Annotated in this window: 19 protein-coding genes; 9 read left to right on the forward strand and 10 right to left on the reverse strand. The window is 71.1% G+C overall.

Going from position 1 to position 22,718, the window contains the following annotated elements; genetic code table 11:
- The first annotated feature begins 1 nt into the window (after window position 1).
- Window positions 2–382, forward strand: coding sequence for a twin-arginine translocase TatA/TatE family subunit (locus AC25YV_RS11500; protein WP_488123978.1), 381 nt, complete (start codon window positions 2–4; stop codon window positions 380–382).
- Between the two features lie 13 nt (window positions 383–395).
- Here the strand turns inward: AC25YV_RS11500 and AC25YV_RS11505 are convergent, their stop codons facing one another.
- The 3 genes from AC25YV_RS11505 to AC25YV_RS11515 are packed head-to-tail and all read right to left on the reverse strand — an operon-like array spanning window position 396 to window position 3,348.
- Window positions 396–1,550, reverse strand: coding sequence for an Mrp/NBP35 family ATP-binding protein (locus AC25YV_RS11505; RefSeq protein WP_488123979.1), 1,155 nt, complete (start codon window positions 1,548–1,550; stop codon window positions 396–398).
- Window positions 1,547–2,080, reverse strand: coding sequence for a DUF1003 domain-containing protein (locus tag AC25YV_RS11510; protein ID WP_488123980.1), 534 nt, complete (start codon window positions 2,078–2,080; stop codon window positions 1,547–1,549). The genes AC25YV_RS11505 and AC25YV_RS11510 overlap by 4 nt, the downstream gene beginning before the upstream one ends.
- Window positions 2,080–3,348: a magnesium transporter MgtE N-terminal domain-containing protein gene (locus AC25YV_RS11515; protein WP_488123981.1), complete on the reverse strand. Its 1,269-nt coding sequence runs from the start codon at window positions 3,346–3,348 to the stop codon at window positions 2,080–2,082. The genes AC25YV_RS11510 and AC25YV_RS11515 overlap by 1 nt, the downstream gene beginning before the upstream one ends.
- Window positions 3,349–3,388: 40 nt before the next feature.
- Here AC25YV_RS11515 and AC25YV_RS11520 point away from each other — a divergent pair, with 40 nt between their 5' ends.
- The gene (locus AC25YV_RS11520) at window positions 3,389–3,991 is read left to right on the forward strand and encodes a YflT domain-containing protein (protein WP_488123982.1); all 603 of its coding nucleotides are present in this window, start codon (window positions 3,389–3,391) and stop codon (window positions 3,989–3,991) included.
- The gene (locus tag AC25YV_RS11525) at window positions 3,978–4,688 is read left to right on the forward strand and encodes an alpha/beta hydrolase family protein (protein ID WP_488123983.1); all 711 of its coding nucleotides are present in this window, start codon (window positions 3,978–3,980) and stop codon (window positions 4,686–4,688) included. The genes AC25YV_RS11520 and AC25YV_RS11525 overlap by 14 nt, the downstream gene beginning before the upstream one ends.
- Window positions 4,689–4,791: 103 nt before the next feature.
- Here the strand turns inward: AC25YV_RS11525 and AC25YV_RS11530 are convergent, their stop codons facing one another.
- Window positions 4,792–6,222, reverse strand: coding sequence for an aminopeptidase P family protein (locus tag AC25YV_RS11530; protein ID WP_488123984.1), 1,431 nt, complete (start codon window positions 6,220–6,222; stop codon window positions 4,792–4,794).
- A 37-nt stretch (window positions 6,223–6,259) separates the two neighbouring features.
- On the reverse strand, window positions 6,260–7,279 hold the full coding sequence (locus AC25YV_RS11535; RefSeq protein ID WP_488123985.1) for an endonuclease/exonuclease/phosphatase family protein: 1,020 nt from the start codon (window positions 7,277–7,279) through the stop codon (window positions 6,260–6,262).
- 135 nt (window positions 7,280–7,414) lie between these two features.
- Between AC25YV_RS11535 and AC25YV_RS11540 the strand changes: the two genes are divergently transcribed.
- Complete coding sequence (locus AC25YV_RS11540) at window positions 7,415–8,236, forward strand: PHP domain-containing protein (protein WP_488124048.1); 822 nt, start codon at window positions 7,415–7,417, stop codon at window positions 8,234–8,236.
- A gap of 28 nt (window positions 8,237–8,264) precedes the next feature.
- On the opposite strand, the gene AC25YV_RS11545 is transcribed toward AC25YV_RS11540, so the two are convergent.
- Entirely contained in the window at window positions 8,265–8,678 is a 414-nt protein-coding gene (locus AC25YV_RS11545) for an SHOCT domain-containing protein (RefSeq protein WP_488123986.1), read from the reverse strand.
- Window positions 8,679–8,770: 92 nt separating this feature from the next.
- Entirely contained in the window at window positions 8,771–10,282 is a 1,512-nt protein-coding gene (locus AC25YV_RS11550; RefSeq protein ID WP_488123987.1) for a DEAD/DEAH box helicase, read from the reverse strand.
- A gap of 150 nt (window positions 10,283–10,432) precedes the next feature.
- Between AC25YV_RS11550 and AC25YV_RS11555 the strand changes: the two genes are divergently transcribed.
- Window positions 10,433–11,149: a ferritin-like fold-containing protein gene (locus AC25YV_RS11555; RefSeq protein ID WP_488123988.1), complete on the forward strand. Its 717-nt coding sequence runs from the start codon at window positions 10,433–10,435 to the stop codon at window positions 11,147–11,149.
- Between the two features lie 6 nt (window positions 11,150–11,155).
- On the opposite strand, the gene AC25YV_RS11560 is transcribed toward AC25YV_RS11555, so the two are convergent.
- Both AC25YV_RS11560 and AC25YV_RS11565 read right to left on the reverse strand, forming a co-directional pair.
- A complete protein-coding gene (locus tag AC25YV_RS11560) occupies window positions 11,156–11,446 on the reverse strand; it encodes a hypothetical protein (protein WP_488123989.1) in 291 nt (96 codons plus the stop codon).
- Between the two features lie 5 nt (window positions 11,447–11,451).
- The gene (locus AC25YV_RS11565; RefSeq protein ID WP_488123990.1) at window positions 11,452–11,676 is read right to left on the reverse strand and encodes a DUF3107 domain-containing protein; all 225 of its coding nucleotides are present in this window, start codon (window positions 11,674–11,676) and stop codon (window positions 11,452–11,454) included.
- Between the two features lie 146 nt (window positions 11,677–11,822).
- Between AC25YV_RS11565 and AC25YV_RS11570 the strand changes: the two genes are divergently transcribed.
- Window positions 11,823–14,921: an ATP-dependent helicase gene (locus AC25YV_RS11570; protein ID WP_488123991.1), complete on the forward strand. Its 3,099-nt coding sequence runs from the start codon at window positions 11,823–11,825 to the stop codon at window positions 14,919–14,921.
- Window positions 14,918–18,226 (forward strand): ATP-dependent DNA helicase, encoded by a 3,309-nt coding sequence (locus AC25YV_RS11575; RefSeq protein WP_488123992.1) that lies wholly within the window; start codon window positions 14,918–14,920, stop codon window positions 18,224–18,226. The genes AC25YV_RS11570 and AC25YV_RS11575 overlap by 4 nt, the downstream gene beginning before the upstream one ends.
- 6 nt (window positions 18,227–18,232) lie before the next feature.
- Here AC25YV_RS11575 and AC25YV_RS11580 read toward each other — a convergent pair whose 3' ends face one another.
- Window positions 18,233–19,516 carry a phosphotransferase gene (locus tag AC25YV_RS11580; protein WP_488123993.1) on the reverse strand — a complete coding sequence of 428 codons (1,284 nt, stop codon included), beginning with the start codon at window positions 19,514–19,516 and terminating at the stop codon, window positions 18,233–18,235.
- A 109-nt stretch (window positions 19,517–19,625) separates the two neighbouring features.
- Between AC25YV_RS11580 and nudC the strand changes: the two genes are divergently transcribed.
- Window positions 19,626–20,522, forward strand: coding sequence for an NAD(+) diphosphatase (nudC, locus tag AC25YV_RS11585; RefSeq protein ID WP_488123994.1), 897 nt, complete (start codon window positions 19,626–19,628; stop codon window positions 20,520–20,522).
- Complete coding sequence (locus tag AC25YV_RS11590; protein WP_488123995.1) at window positions 20,519–22,288, forward strand: ATP-dependent helicase; 1,770 nt, start codon at window positions 20,519–20,521, stop codon at window positions 22,286–22,288. The genes nudC and AC25YV_RS11590 overlap by 4 nt, the downstream gene beginning before the upstream one ends.
- The last annotated feature ends 430 nt before the right edge of the window (window positions 22,289–22,718 follow it).

Consider the following 22,718-nt stretch of genomic DNA (forward strand, 5'->3'; position numbering starts at 1 on the left):
CATGTTCTTCGGCCTCACGATCGAGAAGCTGCTGCTGATCGGTCTCATCGCCGCGTTCGTCATCGGCCCCGAGCGACTGCCTCGTTACGCCGAGGCGCTCGCGGGGCTCACGCGGCGTGCGCGTGACTGGGTGACGACGGCGCGCACGCGCGTGAAAGACGAAATGGGCGAGGAGTTCGCCGACGTCGACTGGAAGACTCTCGACCCGCGTCAGTACGACCCGCGTCGCATCATCCGCGAAGCCCTGCTCGAGGACGCCCCCGTCGCATCGGCGAGCGGGCTCTCGCGCCCGGCTGTCACGACACCACCGGTCGCAGCCCAGCGCCCGTCTGACCCGTTCCGACCCGGCGACCGTCCGCCGTTCGACTCCGAGGCGACCTGACCCCGGTTCCGCGTCAGATCGGGTTCACCGGCAGCGACCGTCCCGCCAGCCCCCGGGGCCGGGCCGCAAGAGCGTCGGCCAGCGCATTGATGGCCTGTGCCGCGGGATCGCCCGGGTCGGCGACGACGACCGGCGTGCCGGCATCCCCGTCCGCACGCAGAGCCGCGCTGAGCGGAACCGATGCGAGCAGCGGCACGGCCGCCTCGGGGGTCGTGAGAGCGGCGGCGACCTCGGCGCCGCCTCCTTCACCGAACAGCGCCAGACGCGATCCGTCGGGCAGGGTCATCGCGGCCATGTTCTCGACGACGCCGATGACGCGCTGGCCCGTCTGGCGGGCGACCAGGCCGCTTCGCACGGCGACGTCGGATGCCGCGGACTGGGGCGTCGTGACGACGAGCACGTCGGCGTTGGGCAGCAGCTGACCGACCGAGATCGCCACGTCGCCCGTGCCGGGCGGCATGTCCAGCAGCAGGACGTCGAGGTCACCGAAGTGCACGTCGGTGAGGAACTGCTGCACGGTGCGGTGCAGCATGGGGCCGCGCCAGGCGACGGCGCCGAGCGGTCCGTCGTCGCCCGAGCGCCGCAGGAACATGCCGATCGAGATGACCTTCACACCGTAGGCGACGGGGGGCAGCATGAGATCGTCGATCCGGGTCGGCTGTGGGGCGCCGCCGTCCGCGTCGACGAGCCCGAGGAGGGCGGGAATCGAGAAACCGTGCACGTCGGCGTCGATGAGGCCGACCGACAGGCCGCGCGCGGCGAGAGCGACGGCGAGGTTGGCGGTGACCGTCGACTTTCCGACGCCGCCCTTGCCACTTGTGACGGCGATGACACGCGTCAGCGAGTCGGGTCCGAACGGCATCTCGCGGGGCGCGCGGCCCCCGCGGAGCTTCTCGGTGAGCGCGGCACGCTCTGCGGGAGACATGACGCCGACCTCGAGGGTGACCGAGGAGACCCCCGGGACGGATGCCGCGGCGGCACGGACCTCGCGCGAGATGCGGTCGGCGGCTGGGCATCCCACGATCGTGAGGGCGATCCCCACGTGCGCGACGGACTCTGTGACCGAGATGTCGCGCAGCATGTCCAGGTCGGCCAGCGGTCGGCGCAGCTCGGGGTCGATGACGGCGCCCACGGCGCGGCGCACCGCGTCGGTGGCTCCTGCCGTCACGAGGGGTCCTCTCGGCGCTGCTCGTCACGCTCGTCGAGCTGCTCGAGGAGCGCCCGCAGCTCGGCGCGCAGGTCGTCTCTCGTGACGGCTTCGGAGCGATCGTGCGCGATCTCCATCCGCAGGGCGACGACCTCGCGCGCGAGGTACTCGGTATCGGCCAGGTTTCGCTCGGATCGCTGCCGGTCCTGCTCGATCTGCACGCGGTCGCGGTCATCCTGCCGGTTCTGCGCCAGAAGGATGAGCGGAGCGGCATAGGACGCCTGCAGGGACAGCATCAGCGTCAGGGCCGTGAAGCCGTTCGCCGCCGAATCGAAGCGCGCCTCGACGGGGGCGAGGGTGTTCCACGCGAGCCAGGCGGCGCAGAACAGCGTGAGCCCGAGCAGGAAGACCGGGGTGCCCATGTTGCGCGCGACCCATTCCGTCGCGCGACCGAAACGGTCGCGCGAGGGCTGCGGAGTGCGCGGGGTGAGCATGCCCGAGCGGCCGCGCGGCGCATCGAGCGCCGGCGTGCGGCGCGGGGCGCGCGCCATCACCGGCGGCCTTCCTGAACCGGTGCGGCGTCGCTGCCGTCGTGCGAGCGCCAGTCATCGGGCAGCAGGTAGTCCAGCACGTCGTCGACGCTCACAGCCCCGACGAGGCGCCGTGCCTCGTCGACGACGGGCACCGAGACGAGGTCGTAGCTCGCAAGCAGGCGCGCCACCTCGGCGGCCGACGCGGTCGCGGCGACCGGGTCGAGGGAATCGTCCACGATCGCTCCGAGCCGCTCGTGCGGCGGATAGCGCAGCATCCGCTGGAAATGCACGGTGCCGAGCAGCCGGCCCGTCGGGGTCTCGAACGGGGGGAGGGTCACGAAGACCGCGGCAGCCAGCGCGGGGTGCAGTTCGTGCCGGCGGATGAGGGCGAGCGCCTCGGCGACCGTCGCATCGGCGGACAGCACGATCGGCTCGCTCGTCATGAGGCCGCCGGCCGTGTCGGGGCCGTACTGCAGCAGGGCGCGCACGTCTTCGGCTTCTTCGGGCTCCATGAGATCCAGCAGCTCCTCGGAGCGCTCCTCGGAGAGCTGCCCGAGAAGGTCGGCCGCGTCGTCGGGCTCCATCGCATCGAGGATGTTGGCGGCCCGCTCGTCGCCGAGCGCTTCGAGGATGTGCACCTGGTCGTCTTCGGGCATCTCCTCGAGCGCATCGGCGAGCCGGTGGTCGGAGAGCTCTTCGGCGACTTTCAGCAGGCGCTCGTCGGGCAGGTCGAGCAGCGTGTTGGCGAGGTCGGCGGGTCTGAGGTCGGAGTACGTCGCCACGAGTTGCTCGGCGGAGTGCGCCGCGCCCTGCGCTCCGCGCTCGCGTACGTCGGACCACGCGGCGAACGTCGTCGGCCCCTTCGCGAACGGCGAAGCGCTCGTGCGCGGCCGACGCAGGAACAGCTGCCCGACATCCCACTCGCCGGCGCGGTTGCGCTCGATCGCGACGTCCTCGATGACGGCGTCGCCCGACCCGTCGATGAGGCTCACGCGCCGCCCGAGCAGCTCGGCCATGACACGCACTTCACCGCCGCGCTGCTGGAAGCGACGCACGTTGATGAGGCCCGTCGTGATGACCTGCCCGAGCGCGATCGATGTCACGCGCCCGATCGAGACGAAGACGTGCCGTCGGCCGGGGATCTCGACGATGAGGCCGATGACTCGTGGCGGATCGCTCTTCCGGTAGATCACGACGACGTCGCGCACTTTGCCGAGCCGGTCGCCGGCGGGGTCGAAGACGGCGCACCCGGCCAGGCGTGCGACGAAGACCCTCTGCGTACTCACGCGTTCCAGCGTAGCCCGGGGTGCGTGGGAGAATGGGGGAATGAGCATGATGGGCGGGCGCGTGCCGAAGGGGCTCGGCGATGTCGGCCAGACCGTAGCCAGCTACCCCACCTACGAGCGTGCTCAGAAAGCCGTCTCCGAGCTCATCGCCGCCGACGTGCGGGCGCGGGATGTCGCGATCGTCGGCCAGGGGCTGCGCTCGGTCGAGCGCATCACGGGTCGGCTGGGCTACGCCGTCGCGGCGCGGACGGGTGCCATCAACGGGATGCTCCTCGGCCTGCTGTTCGCGGCGATCCTCGTGATCGGCTCGCCGACGGTGCCGATCCAGGCGTTCGTCGGCGTGCTGTTCGTCGGCATCGCGATCGGGATGCTGCTGAGCATGATCACCTACTCGTTCGTCAGGCGCCGACGTGACTACGTCTCGGTCGTGCAGATCCTCGCCGACCGCTACGAGGTCACGGTGGCCGCCGGCAGCGCGCAGCGCGCGCGCGAAGTGCTCGGTGCGACCGCCCTCGCGTCGGCACCGCCCGTCGTGACGGAGCCCGCCGTGCAGGGACCGCCGCAGTACGGCGAGAGGCTCCCGGTCGACCCGTCGCCCGAGGGTCCGGGCGAGCAGCCGGCCCCGGCCGATGACGAGCGCTGACGACGTCATCTCGGTCGCCCTGACGTCGGGGACCGTCGAGCTCTCGGCCGACCTGTCGGTGCCGGATGGCGCCTGGGCCGCGATCGCTGTCGCCCACGGGGCGGGGGCCGCGTACCGGCATCCGTTCCTCGTCGGGTTCACCGATGCCCTCGCCGCGGCGGGGGTCGCGACGCTGCGCTTCAACCTGCCGTACGCGCAAGCGGGTCGGCGCATGCCCGGTCCGGCAGGGCACGCCGTGGCGGCGTGGGCTGCGGTGCAGCTCTGGCTGACGGAGCGCCTCGACGTGGCGGTGTGGGCGTGCGGAAAGTCGTACGGAGGGCGGATGGCGTCGATGGCCGCTGCCGAAGGCGCGATCGATCCGGCCGGGCTCGTCTACCTCGGGTATCCGCTGCACCCGCCCGGCGACCCGACCAAGCTGCGCGTCGCGCACCTTCCCGACGTCGTGCCGCCGCAGCTGTTCGTCTCGGGCACGAAGGACCCGTTCGTCGATCCGCACGTCCAGCTCAGCGACGCCGTGGCCTCATGCCGCGATGCCGAGCTCGTGTGGATCGAGGGCGGCGGTCACTCCTTCGAGGTCGCGGGCCGCAAGCGCCCCGCCGACCAGATCGGGGCCAACCTCGCCACGGGTGTGGCCGACTTCATGCGCAGCAGGGGACCGGTGACGAACGCCCGTATGACGGGCTCCTCGACCCCCTGAGTCCGGCGAGAGGCTCGGCCTCACCCGGGCACGAGTGTTCGTTTGCCTCATTCTGCCGCGCCGGGTGGGCGCAGAGCGCAGAGTGAGGCAAACGAACGACGGCTCAGGGGTTCAGACGTGCGATCCAGGCCTCGACCTCGTCGGCGGTGCGCGGGATGCCCGCCGACAGGTTCACGGCGCCGTCCTCGGTGAGGACGATGTCGTCTTCGATGCGCACACCGATGCCGCGGTACTCCTCGGGCACGGTCGCGTCGTCGATCTGGAAGTACAGGCCCGGCTCGATCGTGAAGGCCATGCCCGGCTCGAGCAGGCCGTCGTAGTACATCTCACGACGCGCCTGGGCGCAGTCGTGCACGTCGATGCCCAGGTGGTGGCTCGTGCCGTGCACCATGTAGCGGCGGTGGTGGCCGCCGGCATCGGCGTCGAGCGCCTCCTGAGCCGTCACCGGCAGCAGGCCCCACTCGGCGAGGCGGGTCGCGAGGACCTCCATCGCCGCCTCGTGCAGCGCGCGGAACGGCACACCCGGACGTGCGGCAGCGAATGCGGCGTCGGCCGCTTCGCGGACGGTCTCATAGACGCGGCGCTGCACCTCGGTGAAGCGACCGTTGACGGGAAGCGTCCGGGTGATGTCGGCGGTGTAAAGGCTGTCGACCTCGGCGCCGGCGTCGACGAGGATGAGGTCGCCGGGCACCACCGCGCCGTCGTTGCGGGTCCAGTGCAGGTAGCACGCGTGCGGACCGGATGCGGCGATTGTGTCGTAGCCGACGGAGTTGCCGTCGCTGCGCGCGCGCTGGTGGAAAACACCCTCGACGATGCGCTCTCCGCGCGGGTGGTCGATGATCGCGGGCAGGTTCGCGACGATGTCGTCGAAGCCCTTCGCCGTCACGTCGACGGCGAGCTGCAGCTGCGCGAGCTCGTACTCGTCTTTCACGAGGCGCAGTTCGGACACGAAGCGGGTGAGGTCGGCATCCTCGTCGAGCACGAGGTCGCCCTCACGCCGTTCCAGCCGCTCGATGTGGTCGGTCGCGACGCCGAGCTCAGCGGCGACGCCGCCGATCGCGGGGCGCGGTCCGATCCAGAACTCGCCGATCGAGGCGTCGGAGTAGAACTCGCTCGTCGTGCGGTCGGCGCGCTCACGGAAGTACAGCGTGACGTCGTGGCCGTCGGCGGTCGGCTCGAACACGAGCACGGCGCCGGGCTCGGCGTCGGATGCCCAGCCGGTCAGGTGAGAGAAGGCCGAGTGCGCGCGGAACGGGTAGTCGGTGTCGTTGCTGCGCTGCTTCAGCTCGCCCGCGGGGATCACGAGGCGGGCGCCGGGGAAGGCCGCCGAGACGGCGTCGCGCCGGGCCGCTGCGTAGCGGGACTGCTCGCGCTGCTCCGGGACGATGTCGGGCCGCTCGGCCCACCCCGTCGAGATCGTTTCGAGGAAGCCACGACCGAACGGCTGACGTCGGTTCGTGCTCGAGGTGGGGGGTTCGCTGGTCTCAGTCGTTGCGACGGACGCGGCGGAGGGGATGTCGCCTGCAGTGCTCATGCCCTCAAGTCTGGCATGTCCGCCGTGGCGCGGGGTGTCAGTCGGCCGGCTCGAGCTGCACGATGAGGGGGCGGTGGTCGCTGACCGATCCGTCGAGTGACGTCACAACGACGGACCCCGTCGCGCGCCAGTGCTGGGAGGCCATGATGTGATCGATCGGTGCCCCCGCGAGCGGCGGCAGCTCCGTCGTCCAGGTGCCCACTGACCCGTTCCCCGTCTGGAGCGCCGCGTCGCTGCATCGCCCCAGAGTGCCGCCGTCCATGCCGAGTCCTGTCATGTGGTCGACCGTGGCGTTGAAGTCGCCCGCCATGATGACATTCGACCCGGCGCACTGGTCGGCGAGCCATCGCAGGTCGTCGCGCCACGCCTGCATGTATGCGCGCCGCGGGGCGACGGCATGCGCGGCGACGATGATGGGACCGTCGCCGGTTGTCGGCATCGCGACGGCGCTCGGGACGGTCGAGGTGTTGCTCGACCCGTCGCGTGAGGACTCGATGACGGAGTAGTCGCCCAGCTCGGGCGAGATGAGGATCGTCGTGGATCCGGCATCCCATTCGGTAGAGGGGTTGGCAGCGTGATGCGCCCACATCGGACGCCCGAGCTCGCGCATCGCGACCGCGACCTGCTCGCCCGTCTCGATCGTCGTCTCGGGGAGTGTGACGACATCGGCCTCCATCGCGACGGCGAGCTGCGCGACGGCATCCGGCTGGGTCGCCGGCCCGGCGGTGTTCCACGTCATGACCCGCACGCTCGTCTCGGTCGCGGCGGGGAGCTCCGTGACTCCCAGGCCGCGCGAGAAGACCGTCACGCCGCCCGCGACAGCGGCGAGCCCCGAGATGATCGCGAGAGAGAGCGCGAAGGCGCGCAGGGGGCGCACGATCGCGAGCAGCAGGGCGATGAGGGCAGCTGCGACGAAGGCGAGGACCAGGATGCCGCGGAAGGAGATCACCTGCGCGACGGGAAAGTAGCGATCGACGCGGAAGAAGCCCGGCCAGGTGAGCACGGCCGCCGCGATCGCGCAGAGCACGGTCACCAGGACCCCCAGCAGGCGAAACACGGACGTGACTCTATGTCAGGGCGCTGAGAGATCCGCGCACCCGCGCCGAGAGTCGGCCCGACGGATGCCCTCACCCCGGCTACGCTCGGACAGGTGCAGGCGAAGCGGGGGTTCGAGGGTCCGAGTGACCTGCATATGCACTCGACCCACTCCGACGGCACCGAGGCACCCGCGCTCGTCATGCAGGCCGCGCACCGCCACGGTCTCCGTACGGCGGCGCTGACCGACCACGACACGACGGCCGGGTGGGCGGAGGCCGCCGAAGCGGCGACCTCGCTCGGCATGACGTTCATCCCCGGTATGGAGCTGTCGGCCCGCCACGAGTGGCGCAGCGTGCACATCCTGGCCTATCTCGTCGACCCGGATGCACCGGGGCTGCGGGCCATGACCCATCGCATCCGTTCGTCGCGGCTCGATCGCGCGCGGGTCATGGCCGAGCGCATCGGGCGCGACTACGACCTGCAGTGGGATGACATCGTCGCCCAGACGAGCGCCGGCGCGACGGTGGGGCGGCCGCACATCGCCGATGCGCTCGTCGCGCGGGGGCTCGTACGCGATCGCACCGAGGCGTTCGCGAGCATCCTGAGCCCGCGCGGGGCGTACTACGTCGATCTGTATGCGCCCGACCCGGTCAGGGCGGTCCGCCTCGTCGTCGAAGCCGGGGGAGTCCCGATCATCGCGCATCCCGCGGGCCGCGCCGGGGTCCTGCCGCGCGCGCTGCTGAATCGCATGCTCGACGCGGGCCTCGCGGGCTTCGAGCTCGGGCACCGGGAGAACGTCGAGCCCGGCATCCGGATGCTGCGCCGCCTCGTCGCGGACCGGGACCTCATCGTGACGGGTTCGAGCGACTACCACGGGCTCGGCAAGCCCAACCTGCCCGGCGAGAACACGACATCCGACGACATGGTGCAGCGTCTCATCGACCGCGCAACAGGAAGCGCCCCCGTCCACCCGTGAGGGGGACGAGGGCGCGCACCGGTCGGAGTCAGCTCAGCGCACGTGCTTTGAGCCGCTCGTATTCGTCTTGCGAGATCGTGCCGGCGTCGAGGAGCGACCGGGCTTTGGCGATCTCATCGGCCGGGCTGGTGCCTGCGACCTGCTTGATGTACTCGTCTTGCGCCGCCTGCATCTGACGCACCTGCGACTCGCTGCGCTGCGCCATCCCGCCACCGCGGGCGATGAGGTAGACCAGCGCCGTGATGATCGGGAAGAAGATGAGGAAGAAGATCCACACCGCCTTCCACCAGCCACTCAGCTTGTGGTCGCGGAAGAGGTCCGCAATGATCGCGAACAGCGCGAACAGGTAAGCGACGAAGATGAAGGCCCACAGGAACCACCAGATGAGGTCCCAGAACGAGCCCCAGAAACCCTGGTACTCGACTGTTTCGAAGAATCGCACGATCGTGCCTTTCTAGAAGCGAACGACGACCACCCTGTGCCGTCAGCGCTCACGATAGCGCTCCCGGAACCCTCGCGGATAACGATCCGAGATCAGATGCTCGCTGCGGGCGTCGGGCCCGATCGGGGGCCACGCCGACGGCGACGCCGCCGGGGCGCCGCGTTGCCGTCGTGGTGCTCACTGCCGCCGCCGTCGTGCGTTCCGGCGCCGTCGGCGTCGCGGCGCTCGCCTGCGGCCTCGGACGCACTCTGTGTCGCCGTCGCGTCGCCGCCCTCGACGAAGGTCGCGCCGATCTTCTCGGACGAGTCGCGGCGACGCCGGCGGCGCCGGCTCGTGCCGACATCGCCGGTTCCCGCTTCTGCTGCGGCCTCGGCGGCGCGGGCAGGGCGCTGCGTCTTGACGGACTGCGTCTTCGGGGCCGTCGTGATGCGGCCCTTCGTGCCCTCGGGGATGTCGAGGTCGGTGAACAGGTGCGGGCTTGACGAGTACGTCTCGACGGGCTCGGGCTGACCGAATTCGAGCGCCCGGTTGATGAGTGCCCACTTGTGCAGGTCATCCCAGTCGACGAATGTCACCGCGATGCCCGTCTTGCCCGCCCGGCCGGTGCGGCCCGCGCGGTGCAGATAGGTCTTCTCGTCGTCGGGGATCGTGTGGTTGATGACGTGGGTGACATCGTCGACGTCGATGCCACGGGCGGCGACGTCGGTCGCGATGAGCACGTCCTTCTTGCCCGCCTTGAAGGCGGCCATCGAACGCTCGCGGGCCTCCTGGCTCATGTCGCCGTGCACCGCGCCCGCGTTGAAGCCGCGGTCGTTGAGCTCGTCGACGAGCTTCTGCGCCGCGCGCTTGGTGCGCGTGAAGACGACGCTCTTGCCGCGACCCTCGGACTGCAGGATGCGCGCGATGATCTCGTCCTTGTCGAGCGAGTGCGCCCGGTAGACGAGGTGCTTGATGTTCGCCTGCGTCAGGCCCTCGTCGGGATCGGTCGCCCGGATGTGGATCGGGTTGGTCATGAAACGACGCGCGAGGGCGACGATCGGACCGGGCATCGTCGCCGAGAACAGCTGCGTGTGGCGGACGGCGGGGACCTTGGAGAAGATCTTCTCGATGTCGGGCAGGAAGCCGAGGTCGAGCATCTTGTCGGCCTCGTCGAGGACGACCTCGGTCGCGTTCGACAGGTCGAGCAGGCGCTGGTTGTTGAGGTCGATGAGCCGGCCTGGCGTGCCGACGACGATCTGGGCACCGGCCTTGAGCTGTTCGATCTGACCCTCGTACGCCTTGCCGCCGTAGATGGCGACGACGCTCGTCGAGCGGCCGGAGGTCAGCATGTCGATGTCTTCGTAGACCTGGACGCACAGTTCGCGGGTCGGCACGACGATGAGGGCTTGGACACCGTGCGCGGGGTCTTTGCCGAGACGCTGGACGACGGGGATGCCGAATCCGAACGTCTTGCCGGTTCCCGTCTTCGCCTGGCCGATGATGTCCTGACCGGGAAGACCCAGCGGAATCGTCTGCTCCTGGATGGGGAAGGCATCGACGATGCCCTTGGCTGCGAGGACATCGACGATGTCGGGGTCGACGCCGAGTTCGGCGAAAGTCGTCACGATAGGTGCCTGTCTGGCGGTGAGAAGCCGCCGGGAATGAACGGTCCACGCCCTTCACTCAGCCACAGGCGCGGGGTCCCGATCCGTCGCCGGGACGATTCCAGGATACCGACCGTGGGCTCGCGAGGACGGCAGCCGTAGTCTTAGGGCGTGGTGAAGTGGTTCTGGCAGCGCAAGAAACCCGCGATGAAAGCCCTCTCGCTCCGGGCGCGGGGCGACTTCGGCGGCGCGACGCGCGTCGACTTCGAAGAGCTCGCACCCGACATCGACACCTTCCTCGGCCAGGCGGCCTATCTGCAGCTCGGCTTCTTCGAGACGCTGAGCGAGCTGATCGCGCTGACACCCGAGCTGGCGCAGAAGGAATCCCTGTCGCGAGCGGCTGGTGCCGCCCTGACGAAGCATCAGGAGCTCGTCGCGGTCATCCGTGACAGAGGCGGTGACCCCACGGCGATCATGCTTCCGTTCCGCGAGCCGCTGGACGCGTTCCGTCGGGCCACGCACGGCGTCCGGCCCCAGGAGACGATGCTGTCCGTGCACATCACGGCCGGGATGCTCGACGACTTCTACCTCGCTCTGGCCTCGAGCTATGCCGAGACGGGGCGCATCGTGGCGCGCATCCTGCGGGCAGATGATGACCGGCAGGCGATCGTGGACATCCTCGGCGGCACGATCGCCAGCGACCCCGAATGGAAGTCGCTCTTGGCGATGTGGGGGCGCAGGCTCGTCGGCGACACACTGCTCATCGCCCGCGCCGCGTTGCGACCGGGCGGGTTGCGCCTCGCGGACGAGCAGAAGGTCGAACCCGTGTTCACCGAGCTGATGGGCGCCCACTCGCGCCGCATGGACGCGCTGGGACTCGCCGCCTAGTGGGCGTCAGCCGATCTTGAGGCGAGTGCGCGTGCGTTCGTCGTGCGCGATGCGCGTGCGAGCGAGGAGCACGAGCACGGGCCACACGACGATGAGGGGGGCGACGATCGCCGAGAGCCACGGCCACGGCGAGTCGATGCCGATTCCGGACCACGTGAGGATCGTCCAGGCGAGGCCGGCCGCCGCAGCGCCCAGAATCGGTGCCACGACGACGCCCCGCGTGGGGCGGTCGCGGACGAGGAAGTGCAGGGCGGTGCCGACGACGGCGCCGATGATGAGTGCGAGCAGGATCTGCATGGCCGTCAGCCGACGAATCCGACGCGGCGGGACTCTTCGGTCCCGATCTCGATGTAGGCCATCCCCGCCGTGGGGACGATGTACGAGTTGCCCTTGACGTCGACGAAGGAGACGTGGGTCGCGGCTGCGTCCAGCGCAGCGGAGACGGACTTCTTGACCTCGGCGGCGGGCTCGTTCGTCTCGAACGTGAGCTCGCGTCCCGTGTTGGCGATGCCGATGCGGATCTCCACGTGATGACCTCCTGCGTGCCGGGGCCGGTCCCCGGGGGCATGGCAACTCTACGACAACACGCCGACTCTGCTCGTTCTCTGATCTTCCTCGTGCCGACGCTCTCGGCGAACGAACGATGTCCGAGGTGCGCGCTAGCGTCGTGGTCATGGTTTCAGGGCAGGATGCCGCGACGCCCGACCCGTCGCAGCGCACGGTCGTCGACCTCGCGCACGACGCGTCGGCGATCGTCGCCGGCGCACCGGGCAGCGGAAAGACGGCGACGCTCATCGCCCGCGTCGGTGCGCTCGTGGCGCGCGGCGTCGATCCGGACGCGATCGTCGTGCTCACCCCGTCCCGCCAGACGGCGACCGCCCTGCGCGACCGACTGGCCCTCGCGGTGGGCCGCGCGACGTCGGGGCCCCTGGCCCGATCGGTGGCGTCGTTCGCGTTCCAGATCGTGCGCGCGGCGTCGGTCACCGCGGGCGCCGAGCCGCCGCAGCTGCTCACGGGAGGCGACGAGGACCAGATCATCCATGACCTGCTCGAGGGTGACGCCGAAGACGAGGCCGCCGGCCACGCGCGGTGGCCGGCGTGGCTCGATGCGGGCATCCGATCCACGCCGGGCTTTCGCACCGAGGTCCGCACCTTCCTCGCCGAGTGCACGACGCTCGGGATCGATGCGTCCCGCCTGCAGGCGCTCGCCGAACGCGACGGCATCGAGGCCTGGGGGGCGCTCGCATCGTTCTTCCGCGAATACCTCGACGTGCGCGCTGACATGCGCGGCGCGCACCGTGACGCGGCCGGCCTCGTGCGCGAAGCGGTCGCGCTGTTGCGTGCGGGATCGCCGGGTCTCGAAGCGGTCGACGGCGTCCGTGCCGTGCTCGTCGACGACGCGCAAGAGCTCACCCTCGGCGGTGTCGAGCTCGTCGAGGCTCTGCGCGCGCGGGATGTCGCCGTCCTCGCGTTCGGAGACCCCGACGTCGGTTCGGGGTCCTTCCGCGGCGCGACCCCCGAGAACTTCGCCCGGCTCGCGGCGAGCCTGGGCGACCTGCACGTGCTCGAGACGTGCCACCGCGGGTCGGCGTGGCAGGCCGAGACCGTGCGGCGGGTGACGGAGCGCATCGGCGCGGTCGGCGTCGTGGCCCATCGCGGCGTACCCCGTCCGGCCGAACCCGACGACTCGGTGCGCGCTCTGACGGTGCGCTCAGCGGCCGAAGAATGCGACGCGATCGCTCGGCTGCTGCGGGAACGGCACGTCCACGACGGCATCGCGTGGAGCCGCTGCGCCGTGATCGCCCATGACACGCGCCAGGTGACGGCGCTCGAGGCCGAGTTGGCAGCGCGCGACGTGCCCGCGCGGTCGGCCGGCCCCGGCCGCGCGCTGGGCGTGCACCGCGCCGTGCGTGACCTGCTGCGCCTGACCGAGATCGCGATGGACGGTCAATGGAGCTATGACGACGTCGCGGCGGTGCTGACGGGCGCCTACGGGCGCCTCGATGCGATTCAGCTGCGCCGCCTCGTTGCGACGCTGCGCCACAGCGAACTCGCGACGGGTGGTGAGCGTCCGGGGCGCGAACTGCTGCTGTCGGCCATGTCCCAGCCGATCGAGTTCGACCTGATCGACACGCGCGAAGCGCGACGGGGCGCGGTGGTGGCCCGCACCCTGGCCGAACTGCGCGCCGAATTCGACCGCGGGGCGACAGCGCATGAGCTGCTGTGGACGGCATGGGAGCGCAGCGGCCTCGAACGCGCCTGGAGCGAACTCGCGCGGGGGAGCGGTCCTCTCGCCGAACAGGCGAATCGCGATCTCGACGCCGTCGTGGCGCTCTTCCAGGCCGCGAAGCGCTTCGTCGAGCGATCCCTCGACGCGGATCCGCGCGTCTTCGTGCGCGGGATCCTCGACACCGACGTCGCGCAAGACCGGCTCGACGCGCCGAGCATCGACGACAGCGTCCGCATCCTCACCCCAGCGGGTTCGCTCGGGCTCGAGTTCGACACGGTCGTCGTGGCCGGTGTGCAAGAGAACGTGTGGCCCAACACCCGGCTTCGGGGCAGTCTGCTCGAAACCTGGCGCCTGCCTGATGCCGCTCGGCGGGCACCGACCGAGGCAGCCGGCACGGTCGACCGGCGACGCGCCGCGATGCACGACGAGCTGCGTCTCCTCGCCCGTGCGCTGTCCCGCGCGACGGCGCGGGTCGTCGTGACGGCGGTCGATGACGACGACACCGGACCGAGCCCGTTCTTCGAGCTGCTGCCCCCGGCCGAACAGCACACGGTCGAGCACCCGCTGTCGCTGCGGGGCCTTGTCGCGAGGTACCGCCGCACCCTCACGACGATGCCGGCCTCACCGGCATCCGCGCATGCGGCACGCCAGCTGGCGCTGCTCGCCGACGAAGTCGTCGCCGGCGCGCATCCGCGGGAGTGGTACGGCGTGATGCCGGTCACCTCGGACGGGCCGCTGCGCGACCTCGCGCGCGAGGACATCCGTGTGTCGCCGTCGCGTCTGCACGCGCTCGAGGAATGCGAGCTGAACTGGGTCATCGCCGACCTCGGAGGAGACCCGGGCGGCACGACGGCCGGTGTCGGCACGATCATCCACGCTGCGCTCGAGCACGCCGAGTCGAGCGACGAAGCCGCTCTGTGGCAGCAGGTCGAGGCGCGATGGGGCGAGTTGTCCTTCGAAGCGGAGTGGCGCGCGCGGGCTGAGCGGGACCGCGCCCGCGAGCTCGTGCGTCGGCTGCACCTCTATCTGCGCCGTTTCGAAGACGCCGGCGGCGCCCTCATCAGCGCCGAACCCCACTTCGAGGTGCCGATCGCGATCGACGGCTCCGAGGGTGAGCATCGCGTCATCCTGTCGGGGTACATCGACCGGGTCGAGCAGACCCCCGACGGGGCGGTCGTCATCGTCGACCTCAAGACGGGCAAGAACGAGCCGCAGACCGACGCAAAGGTCGTCGACAATCCGCAGCTGGCGGCATATCAGCTCGCGTTCGAAGGGGGAGCGATCCCGGCCGCCTCGGGGCTTCCCGCCGGCGGTGCGCAGCTGCTCGTGCTCAAACCCACCTCGACGAAGGCCGACTACGTCACGCCGCGTCAACCGCCGTTCGATGACGAGCGCCGCGAGGCGTTCTTCGAGCGCGTCCGGTCCGCCGTCACGACGATGCGCGGCACGACGTTCGCTGCGCCCTTCGAAGAGCACTGCCGCGACGAACACACGTATGGGCTCTGCCGCATCCACACGATCGGCGCGGTGAGCGCGTCATGACGACCCCTGTCGCGCCCGTGCTGTCGGCACGGGTCATCGCGGCCGCGCTCGGGCAGTTCCCGCCGACCGACGAGCAGGCCGCTGTCATCGAGGCGCCTCTGGCCCCCGCGCTGGTCGTCGCGGGCGCCGGGAGCGGCAAGACCGAGACGATGGCCGGTCGTGTCGTCTGGCTCGTCGCGAACGGGCTGGTCCGCCGTGACGAGGTGCTGGGGCTCACCTTCACGCGCAAGGCCGCCGGCGAGCTGTCCGAGCGCATCCAGCGCCGTCTGGCGCGGCTGGGCGAGTTCGAACGGCGAGGGCTCCTTCCGTTGCTTCCCGCGCTGCATGACGAGGGGCGGCTCGGCGTCTTCGCGCAGCTCGAACGCGAGACTCCCGACGGGCAGCGTCGGACGCTGCTGCGCCTGGCGGCGCTGGACACCCTCGCGTCGACGACGTCTGCCGTGCCGCAGACGACCGCTGACGACACGCTGCTGGACCGGCCGACCGTCGCGACGTACAACAGCTTCGCCGACCAGATCGTGCGCGAGAACGCCCTGCGCATCGGGCGGGACTCCGAAGCCGCCGTGCTGTCTGAGTCGGCTGCCTGGCTGCTCATGCGCCGCGTCGTCTTCGCCTCCGACGATCCGCGTCTGGAGACCCGCACCGAGGCCGTGCGCTCGATCATCGACGCCGCGCTGCGGATCGCACGCGACGGCGTTGACAACCTCGTCGACTTCGACGACCTCGCCGACTTTCCCGAGCGGTTCGCCACGGTCCTGCAGCTGCCCTCGACACGCAAAGGCACGGTCGTCTATGCCGACATCGCGCAGGCCGTCGACAAGGTCGGCGCGCTCTCCCTGCTGACCGAGCTCGCGCGCGACTACGCCGCCGAGAAGCGACGCCTGGGCGTCATCGACTTCTCGGATCAGGTGGCGGGGGCGCTCGAAGCCGTACGTGCGCATCCTGTTGTGGCACAGGATCTGCGCGCTCGGTTCCGCGTCGTTCTGCTCGACGAGTATCAAGACACCTCTGTCGTGCAGACCGATCTGCTGTCGGGCATCTTCGGCGAGACAGCCGTCATGGCAGTGGGCGATCCCCACCAGGCGATCTACGGATGGCGCGGCGCGAGCGCCGGCAACCTCGGCGGGTTCGCCCGGGCATTCGCGCAGGGGGACTGCGCGCGCTTCTCTCTCGCGACGAGCTGGCGCAACAGCACCTCGGTGCTGACGGCAGCCAACGCCGTGCTCGCTCCGCTCGCCGCGACGGCGCCCGTGCCCGTCGACGAGCTGCGCCCGCGGCCCGCGGCCCCGCCGGGACTCGTCGAGCTCTCCTTCGAGACCGACGTCGACGCCGAGGCCGACCGCGTCGCGGCATGGTTCGAGCGCATACGCTCCGAGCGCGCGTCGCGCGGCGACGCGACGACGGGGGCGATCCTGTTCCGTAGCAAGAAGCACATGGTCCGCTTCGGTGACGCGCTCGGGCGACGGGGCATCCCGCATCGCATCCTGGGGCTCGGCGGGCTGCTCTCGACGCCCGAGGTCGTCGACGTCGTGAGCGCCCTGCGGGTCCTGAGCGACCCCGGGGCCGGCTCGTCGCTCATCCGGCTGCTCGCCGGCCCGCGATGGGGGATCGGGCTGCCCGATCTGCGCGAACTCGCCGCACTGGCGCGGCGGATCGCCCGTCACGACGCCGCCCTGCAGCCGCTCGCCCCCGAGGTGATCGCCGCGATCCGCGGCAGCGCGGCCGACGATGACGGGTCGCTCGTCGACGCGCTCGACTTCGTGCTGCGGCACAAGCCCGACCACGGCTGGCTCGCCGGGTTCACCGCCGAAGGGCGCGAGCGTCTGCGTGAGGCGGCGGCGGTGTTCGCGGGGCTGAGGCAGGCGACCGGGATGCCGATCCCCGAGCTGATCCGCCTGGTCGAGCGCGAACTCCGACTCGACGTCGAACTCGCGGCGAACGAGGCGCGAGGGCCCGCTCGCGTCGCCGCCGCGCAGCTGCGTGCCTTCGTCGACGAAGTGCACGCCTTCCTCGCCGCCGACGAGACCGGATCGCTGTCCAGCCTGCTGGCGTGGCTTGACCACGCCGAGCAGCTCGACGAGTTCGCTCCGCGCACCGAGCCGCCCGAAGACGACGTCGTGCAGCTGCTCACGATCCATGGCTCCAAGGGGCTCGAGTGGGATGCCGTCGCCGTCGTTCGCCTCGTGGCCGACGAGCTGCCCGGTACGTCGCGCGACGCGAAGGGCTGGCTGCGGTTCGGCGTGCTTCCCTTCGCGTTCCGAGGTGACGCGCCGTGGCTTCCCGTGCTGCCCTGGAGCAGCTGTGAGACGCAGCAGCAGCTCAAACAGGCGTACGACGACTTCGTCGCGGCCAACAAGGCACGCCACGTCGAAGAGGAGCGCCGGCTCGCGTACGTCGCCGTGACCCGGGCCCGCGAGCGCCTGCTGCTCACGGGGGCGAGCTGGTCAGGCACGAAGAAGCCGCGCGCGTGCAGCCCGTTCTACCTCGAGATCGCCGAGGCGCTCGGTGTCGAGCCACCCGGTGACGAGGCCGGTGACAACCCCTACGCGGGCGAGCGGCGACTGCTGCAGTGGCCCATCGACCCGCTCGGGTCGCGGCGGCAGGTCATCGAGCGCGCCGCCGCAGAGGCTCGCAACGCCCTCGACGCGCCGCGGGCGCGTCCCGACGACGACGTCGCGCTGCTGCTTGCCGAGCGCGAGGCTCGGCGCGGGGCGCCGGCACCCGTCGCGCCCGTGCGCATCGCGGCATCCCGCTACAAGGACTTCGTCGCCGACTACGACGGCACGCTCGCCCGGCTCGCTCGCCCGATGCCCGAGCGTCCGTTCCGCCAGACACGCCTGGGCACGCTGTTCCATGCGTGGGTCGAGCAGCGCTCGGGGCACGTCGGTCTCAGCGGTTCGATCGACGACGCACTGTGGGAGACCGACGACGAAGTGCCCGACACCCAGGCGTCGGCCGAAGACGCTGAGGCCCTCGCGGTGCTGCGCGAGCGGTTCCTCCGGTCGGAGTGGGCGACGCTTCAGCCGCTCGAGGTCGAGACCGAGATCGACTTCACCGAGACCGACCTCGACGGGCGCCCGCACGTCATCATCTGCAAGCTCGACGCCGTGTACCGCCGCGATGATCGGATCGAGATCGTCGACTGGAAGACGGGCGCATCACCGCGCACGGCCGCCGAACGACGCGAGCGGATGCTGCAGCTCGAGCTGTACCGCCGGGCCTACCACGCGAAGCACGCGGTGCCGCTCGAAGACATCGACGTCGTGCTTTACTACGTGTCCGACGGCGTCATCCTGCGCGCGTGAGCGCCGTCAGTCCCTGAGCCAACGGCGCAGCGCCGCGTCGGATGCGCGCTCGGCATCGGCGACTGCGTCGCCGTCGTCTGCCGAGCGCGTCGGCTGTTCGGGCGACGGCAGGTCGACCGACGACACGTCGACCGGTCCCGTCGAGACGTCGTCGTGGGTCCACAGTGCGGCGGGCGCCGGCTCGGCGGCATCCGTCTCGGGGTCGGCCGCAGCACGCGCTTCGTCTTCGTCGGCGATCCACTGCGACAGCTGCTCGGGGTCGTATGCATCGGTCTGCATCGACGTGTCGACCGGCGCCGCCGATGACGCCGGGACCCGGTCGAGCAGGGCGATCGCTTCGTCGACGCCGAGGTGACCGTCGCTCACGAGGTCTTCGTCGCCGACGTTCGCGGCGAGCGACTCGAGGAGGGCGGAGGCGTCGTCCACGATGTCGGGTCGCTCGGACTCGTGACCATGGATGAGCCACTTCGCGAACTCCAGCTCGGCGTACAGTCGCGCCCGCTCCCGCGCCCGCCCGTCGGGGGCACGCTCACTGCGCGCCGTATACGCGGCATAGACGTCGTCTGCGGCAGCGGGGGCCGAGGCGAGCCATTGCAGATCGACCGCGGGGTCGCCCACGGCCAGGCCGTGCCACTCGAGCAGGCCCGTCACGCGGGGTGCGTCGTCGATGTCCTCGAAGAGGAACGCCGTCGAACCGATGCCGCCGAGCACGACGGCCGATTCGAAGTGCCACAGATCGCCGGCGGTGAGTGCCCGACGCCACCGGGCCGCGAGCGCGGGGGGCAGCGCTTCTGTGGCGACCGCACGATCGACCAGGCGCGAGACGTCTTCGCGGATCTGAGAGGGAGTCTGGACGGGAAGCCCCTCGGTGCGAACGACCGAGGTGGGCAGCGAGTGGAGGGCCGCGAGTGCCTCGCCGAGCGAGGTCGCGGCTCCCGGCCCCGGGGGCAGGTGCGCCGGATCGACGCGATACCCGCTCAGATGGTCGACGACGACGACGCGTTCGCCGCCGAGGGTCGTCTCGCCGAGCAGTTCGGGCGCGCGGAACGGCAACAGGCTGCGGACACCGGGCGTGAGTGCGCGCAGCGCCCGGGCTTCGGCGGCGATCTCGAGGGCGGCGGCGGAGTCGTTCGGAACACGCACGACGACGCGACGGCCGTCGTCGAGATCCGCGATGGCCGTGTCGTATCGGCCGCTCGCACCCTCGGTCAGCGTGCCCGCTCCGACGACGCCGACCCGGGGAAGAGCCGACGTTATGGACGCGGCTAGAGTGAAGGGAGAGCGTGCCATGTGCCCAGGTTAGGCGGGGCGCGCCGGGCGGTCTTCGCGCCACGCCCGCACACCGTGACCCCGGTGTCCGAGTCGGCTGCGGACCGCGATGAGATGTGAGAGGGCCTGCATGACGACGCGCGATCCCCTCGGCGGATCCTTCGACCGCTCGGCCCACGAGCGCGGTGTTGCCGACCTGATCGACGACGCGCGCGCCGACCCCGCGACGCGGGTCCTCGTCGTTGCGGGCGACTCCGCTCCGCTGGCGGCTCCGGATCGCTTGCACTGGGTCGCCGCGGATGCCGCACCGGCCGGCACGGTGTGGGGCTTCCTCGGTCGCGGCGCCGACGGTGCCGCTCTGCTCGTCGCGACGGTCGAGGCGGCGGAGAGCGAACCGTTCGACGCGCCGCACGGCTGGGCGGGGCTGCGCACTGCAGGAGGCGCGATCACCGAGCCCGATGCCGAGGCGTTCGTCGCTGCGGTGAGTCTCGGCCGTTGGCTCATCGACGCACCGCACTGCCCCGCGTGCGGTGCGCGGTGCGACATCGAGAACGCCGGATGGTCACGCCACTGCCCCGACTGCCGGCGCGAGCACTTTCCGCGCACCGATCCGGCCGTCATCGTCGCGATCACGAGCGCGGCCGATCCCGACCGTCTGCTGCTCGGCTCGAACGCGCTGTGGGGCGCCGACCGCTTCTCGTGCTTCGCCGGGTTCGCCGAAGCAGGGGAGTCCCTCGAAGCCGCCGTGCACCGCGAAGTGCGGGAGGAGTCCGGTGTCGACGTCATCGACGTGCGCTATCGCGGCTCGCAAGCGTGGCCGTATCCGCGCTCGCTCATGCTCGGCTTCTTCGCCACCGCCGTCAATGACGACGCCGCTCTCGCCGACGGCGACGAGATCGCCGCCGTCCGGTGGTTCACGCGTGCCGAGATCGGCGACGCGCTCTCGGGGCGCAGCGAGATCCTGTTGCCCGGCCGCGCCTCGATCGCCCACCGGCTGATCAGCGGCTGGCACGGAGATTCGGCATGAGCGACCGCGCGCTCGAGGGACTCGACGAGCGGCAGCGCGAAGCCGTCACGGCGTTGCGGGGTCCCGTGGCCGTGCTCGCCGGCGCCGGGACGGGCAAGACCCGCGTCATCACACACCGCATCGCGCACGGCGTCGATGTGGGAGCGTACTCACCGGGCCGCGTCATGGCCGTGACCTTCACCGCCAAGGCAGCGGGCGAGATGCGCGGACGACTGCGCGCCCTGGGCGTCGAGGGTGTCTCGGCGCGCACCTTCCACGCCGCGGCGCTCGCCCAGCTGAATTTCTTCTGGCCGTCGCTCGCGGGCGACAGCATGCCGCGCATCGTCGACAACAAGGTGCGCCTGCTCGCCCACGCCGCGGACGGGATCGGGCTCGATCTGGACACCGCGACGCTGCGAGACGTGGCGTCCGAGATCGAGTGGCGCAAAGTCACGATGCGCTCGGCGCACGAATACGCCGCAGCGCGTCCGGGGGGCATCGGCCGGCTGAGTGTCGACCGTGTCCTCGACCTGCAACGGGCGTACGAGCGGCTCAAGGACGAGCGCCGTCAGATCGACTTCGAAGACGTCCTGCTCTCGTGCGCGGGCATGCTCGAAGCCGAGCCGCATGTCGCTCGCGCCGTGCACGAGCAGTACCGGCACTTCACGGTCGATGAGTTCCAGGACGTCTCGCCTCTGCAGCACCGCCTTCTCGAACTGTGGCTGGGTGAGCGCAAGGACCTCTGTGTCGTCGGTGACGCGAGCCAGACGATCTACTCCTTCACGGGCGCCGACGCGCGCTACCTGCTCGAGTTCGGGAGCCGGCATGCCGACGCCACGGTCGTGCGGCTCGAGACGAACTACCGATCGGATGCCGCGATCCTCGGTGTCGCCAACGCGCTCATGCGCGGCCGCCCCGGCGCCCTGCACCTCACCGCCGCGGAGCGCGGAGCACCCGCGGGGCCGATGCCGACGGTCACGGAGTACCCCGACGATGTCGCCGAGGCCCGCGGCGTCGCCGCGCGCATCCGCGCGCAGCTGGACGCCGGCATCGACCCCCGTGGGATCGCCGTGCTCTACCGCGCACACGCGCAGTCGGCCGAGATCAGCCGCGCGCTGGTGGATGCCGGGATCGCCGCATCCGTGCTCGGTGGCCGGCGCTTCTTCGACCTGCCCGAAGTGCGTCAGGCGATCATGGAGCTGCGTGCCGCGACGGTCGCGCCGATCGCGACGGGCTTCGTCGACACGGTGCGCGACATCCTGCGTTCGCGCGGGCTCACTGACGATCCACCGCAGGCCGGGGGCGCCCTGCGCGACGCGTGGGAAGCGCGCGCCGCGGTGCTGCGGCTGGCGGAGGAAGCGCCCGCGACGACGACGCTGCGCGAGTTCACCGACGAGCTGATGGCTCGAGCGCGCACGCACGATGAGCCGGCGATGCGCACCATCACTCTTGCGACGCTGCACGCGGCGAAGGGACTCGAGTGGGACCACGTGCACCTCGTCGGTTTCGCGGAGGGTCAGCTGCCGATCAGCTATGCATCGACCTTCGAGCAGGTCGACGAGGAGCGACGGCTCGCGTACGTCGGCATCACGCGGGCCGCGCGTACGCTCGCTCTGTCATGGGCACGGGGCCAGCGGAACCGCCAGCCCTCGCGGTTCCTGCGAGAGATCGGCAGCGGCACGCTGCGTGCGGCCGATGCATCCGCACCTCGCGGTGCGCGTGGTCGCGGTGCAGCACCAACGAGGCCGCAGACGAACGCCCCCGACGACCGGCGTCTTCGCGGATGAGATGCAGCACCGCGATGCCCGCTTCGAGGGCCAGACTCGCGGGGATCGCCGCCGACCGACGGTGAGCGAGCTGCGCCGCGACGGCCGGCCACGCGGCATCCGCATCGCGCCGGTGCTCGGCCAGGCACGTCGTGCACGGCGTGCGCCCCGGTGACACGAACGGCCCCACTTCGGCGGTGTGCCCCGTGAAGAGGATCGGGATGTGCGGCACATCGGCGGACATGAAGCCCGCGACCAGACGCGGTTCGATGGCGTGATATGCGATCACGACGGCGAGGTCGGCGAGCCCGTCCGCGGGGTCGTCGATGAGCTGCACCCCCGCCGCAGCGAGGCCCGTCGACACGGACGACACGACGTCGTCACTGACCGCCCCTGCTGCCGTGACCAGGGCGCGCACGTGCAGGAGCGGCGTGTCGTCGAGCAGGACGGG

This window comes from Microbacterium sp. Y832 (assembly GCF_057669765.1).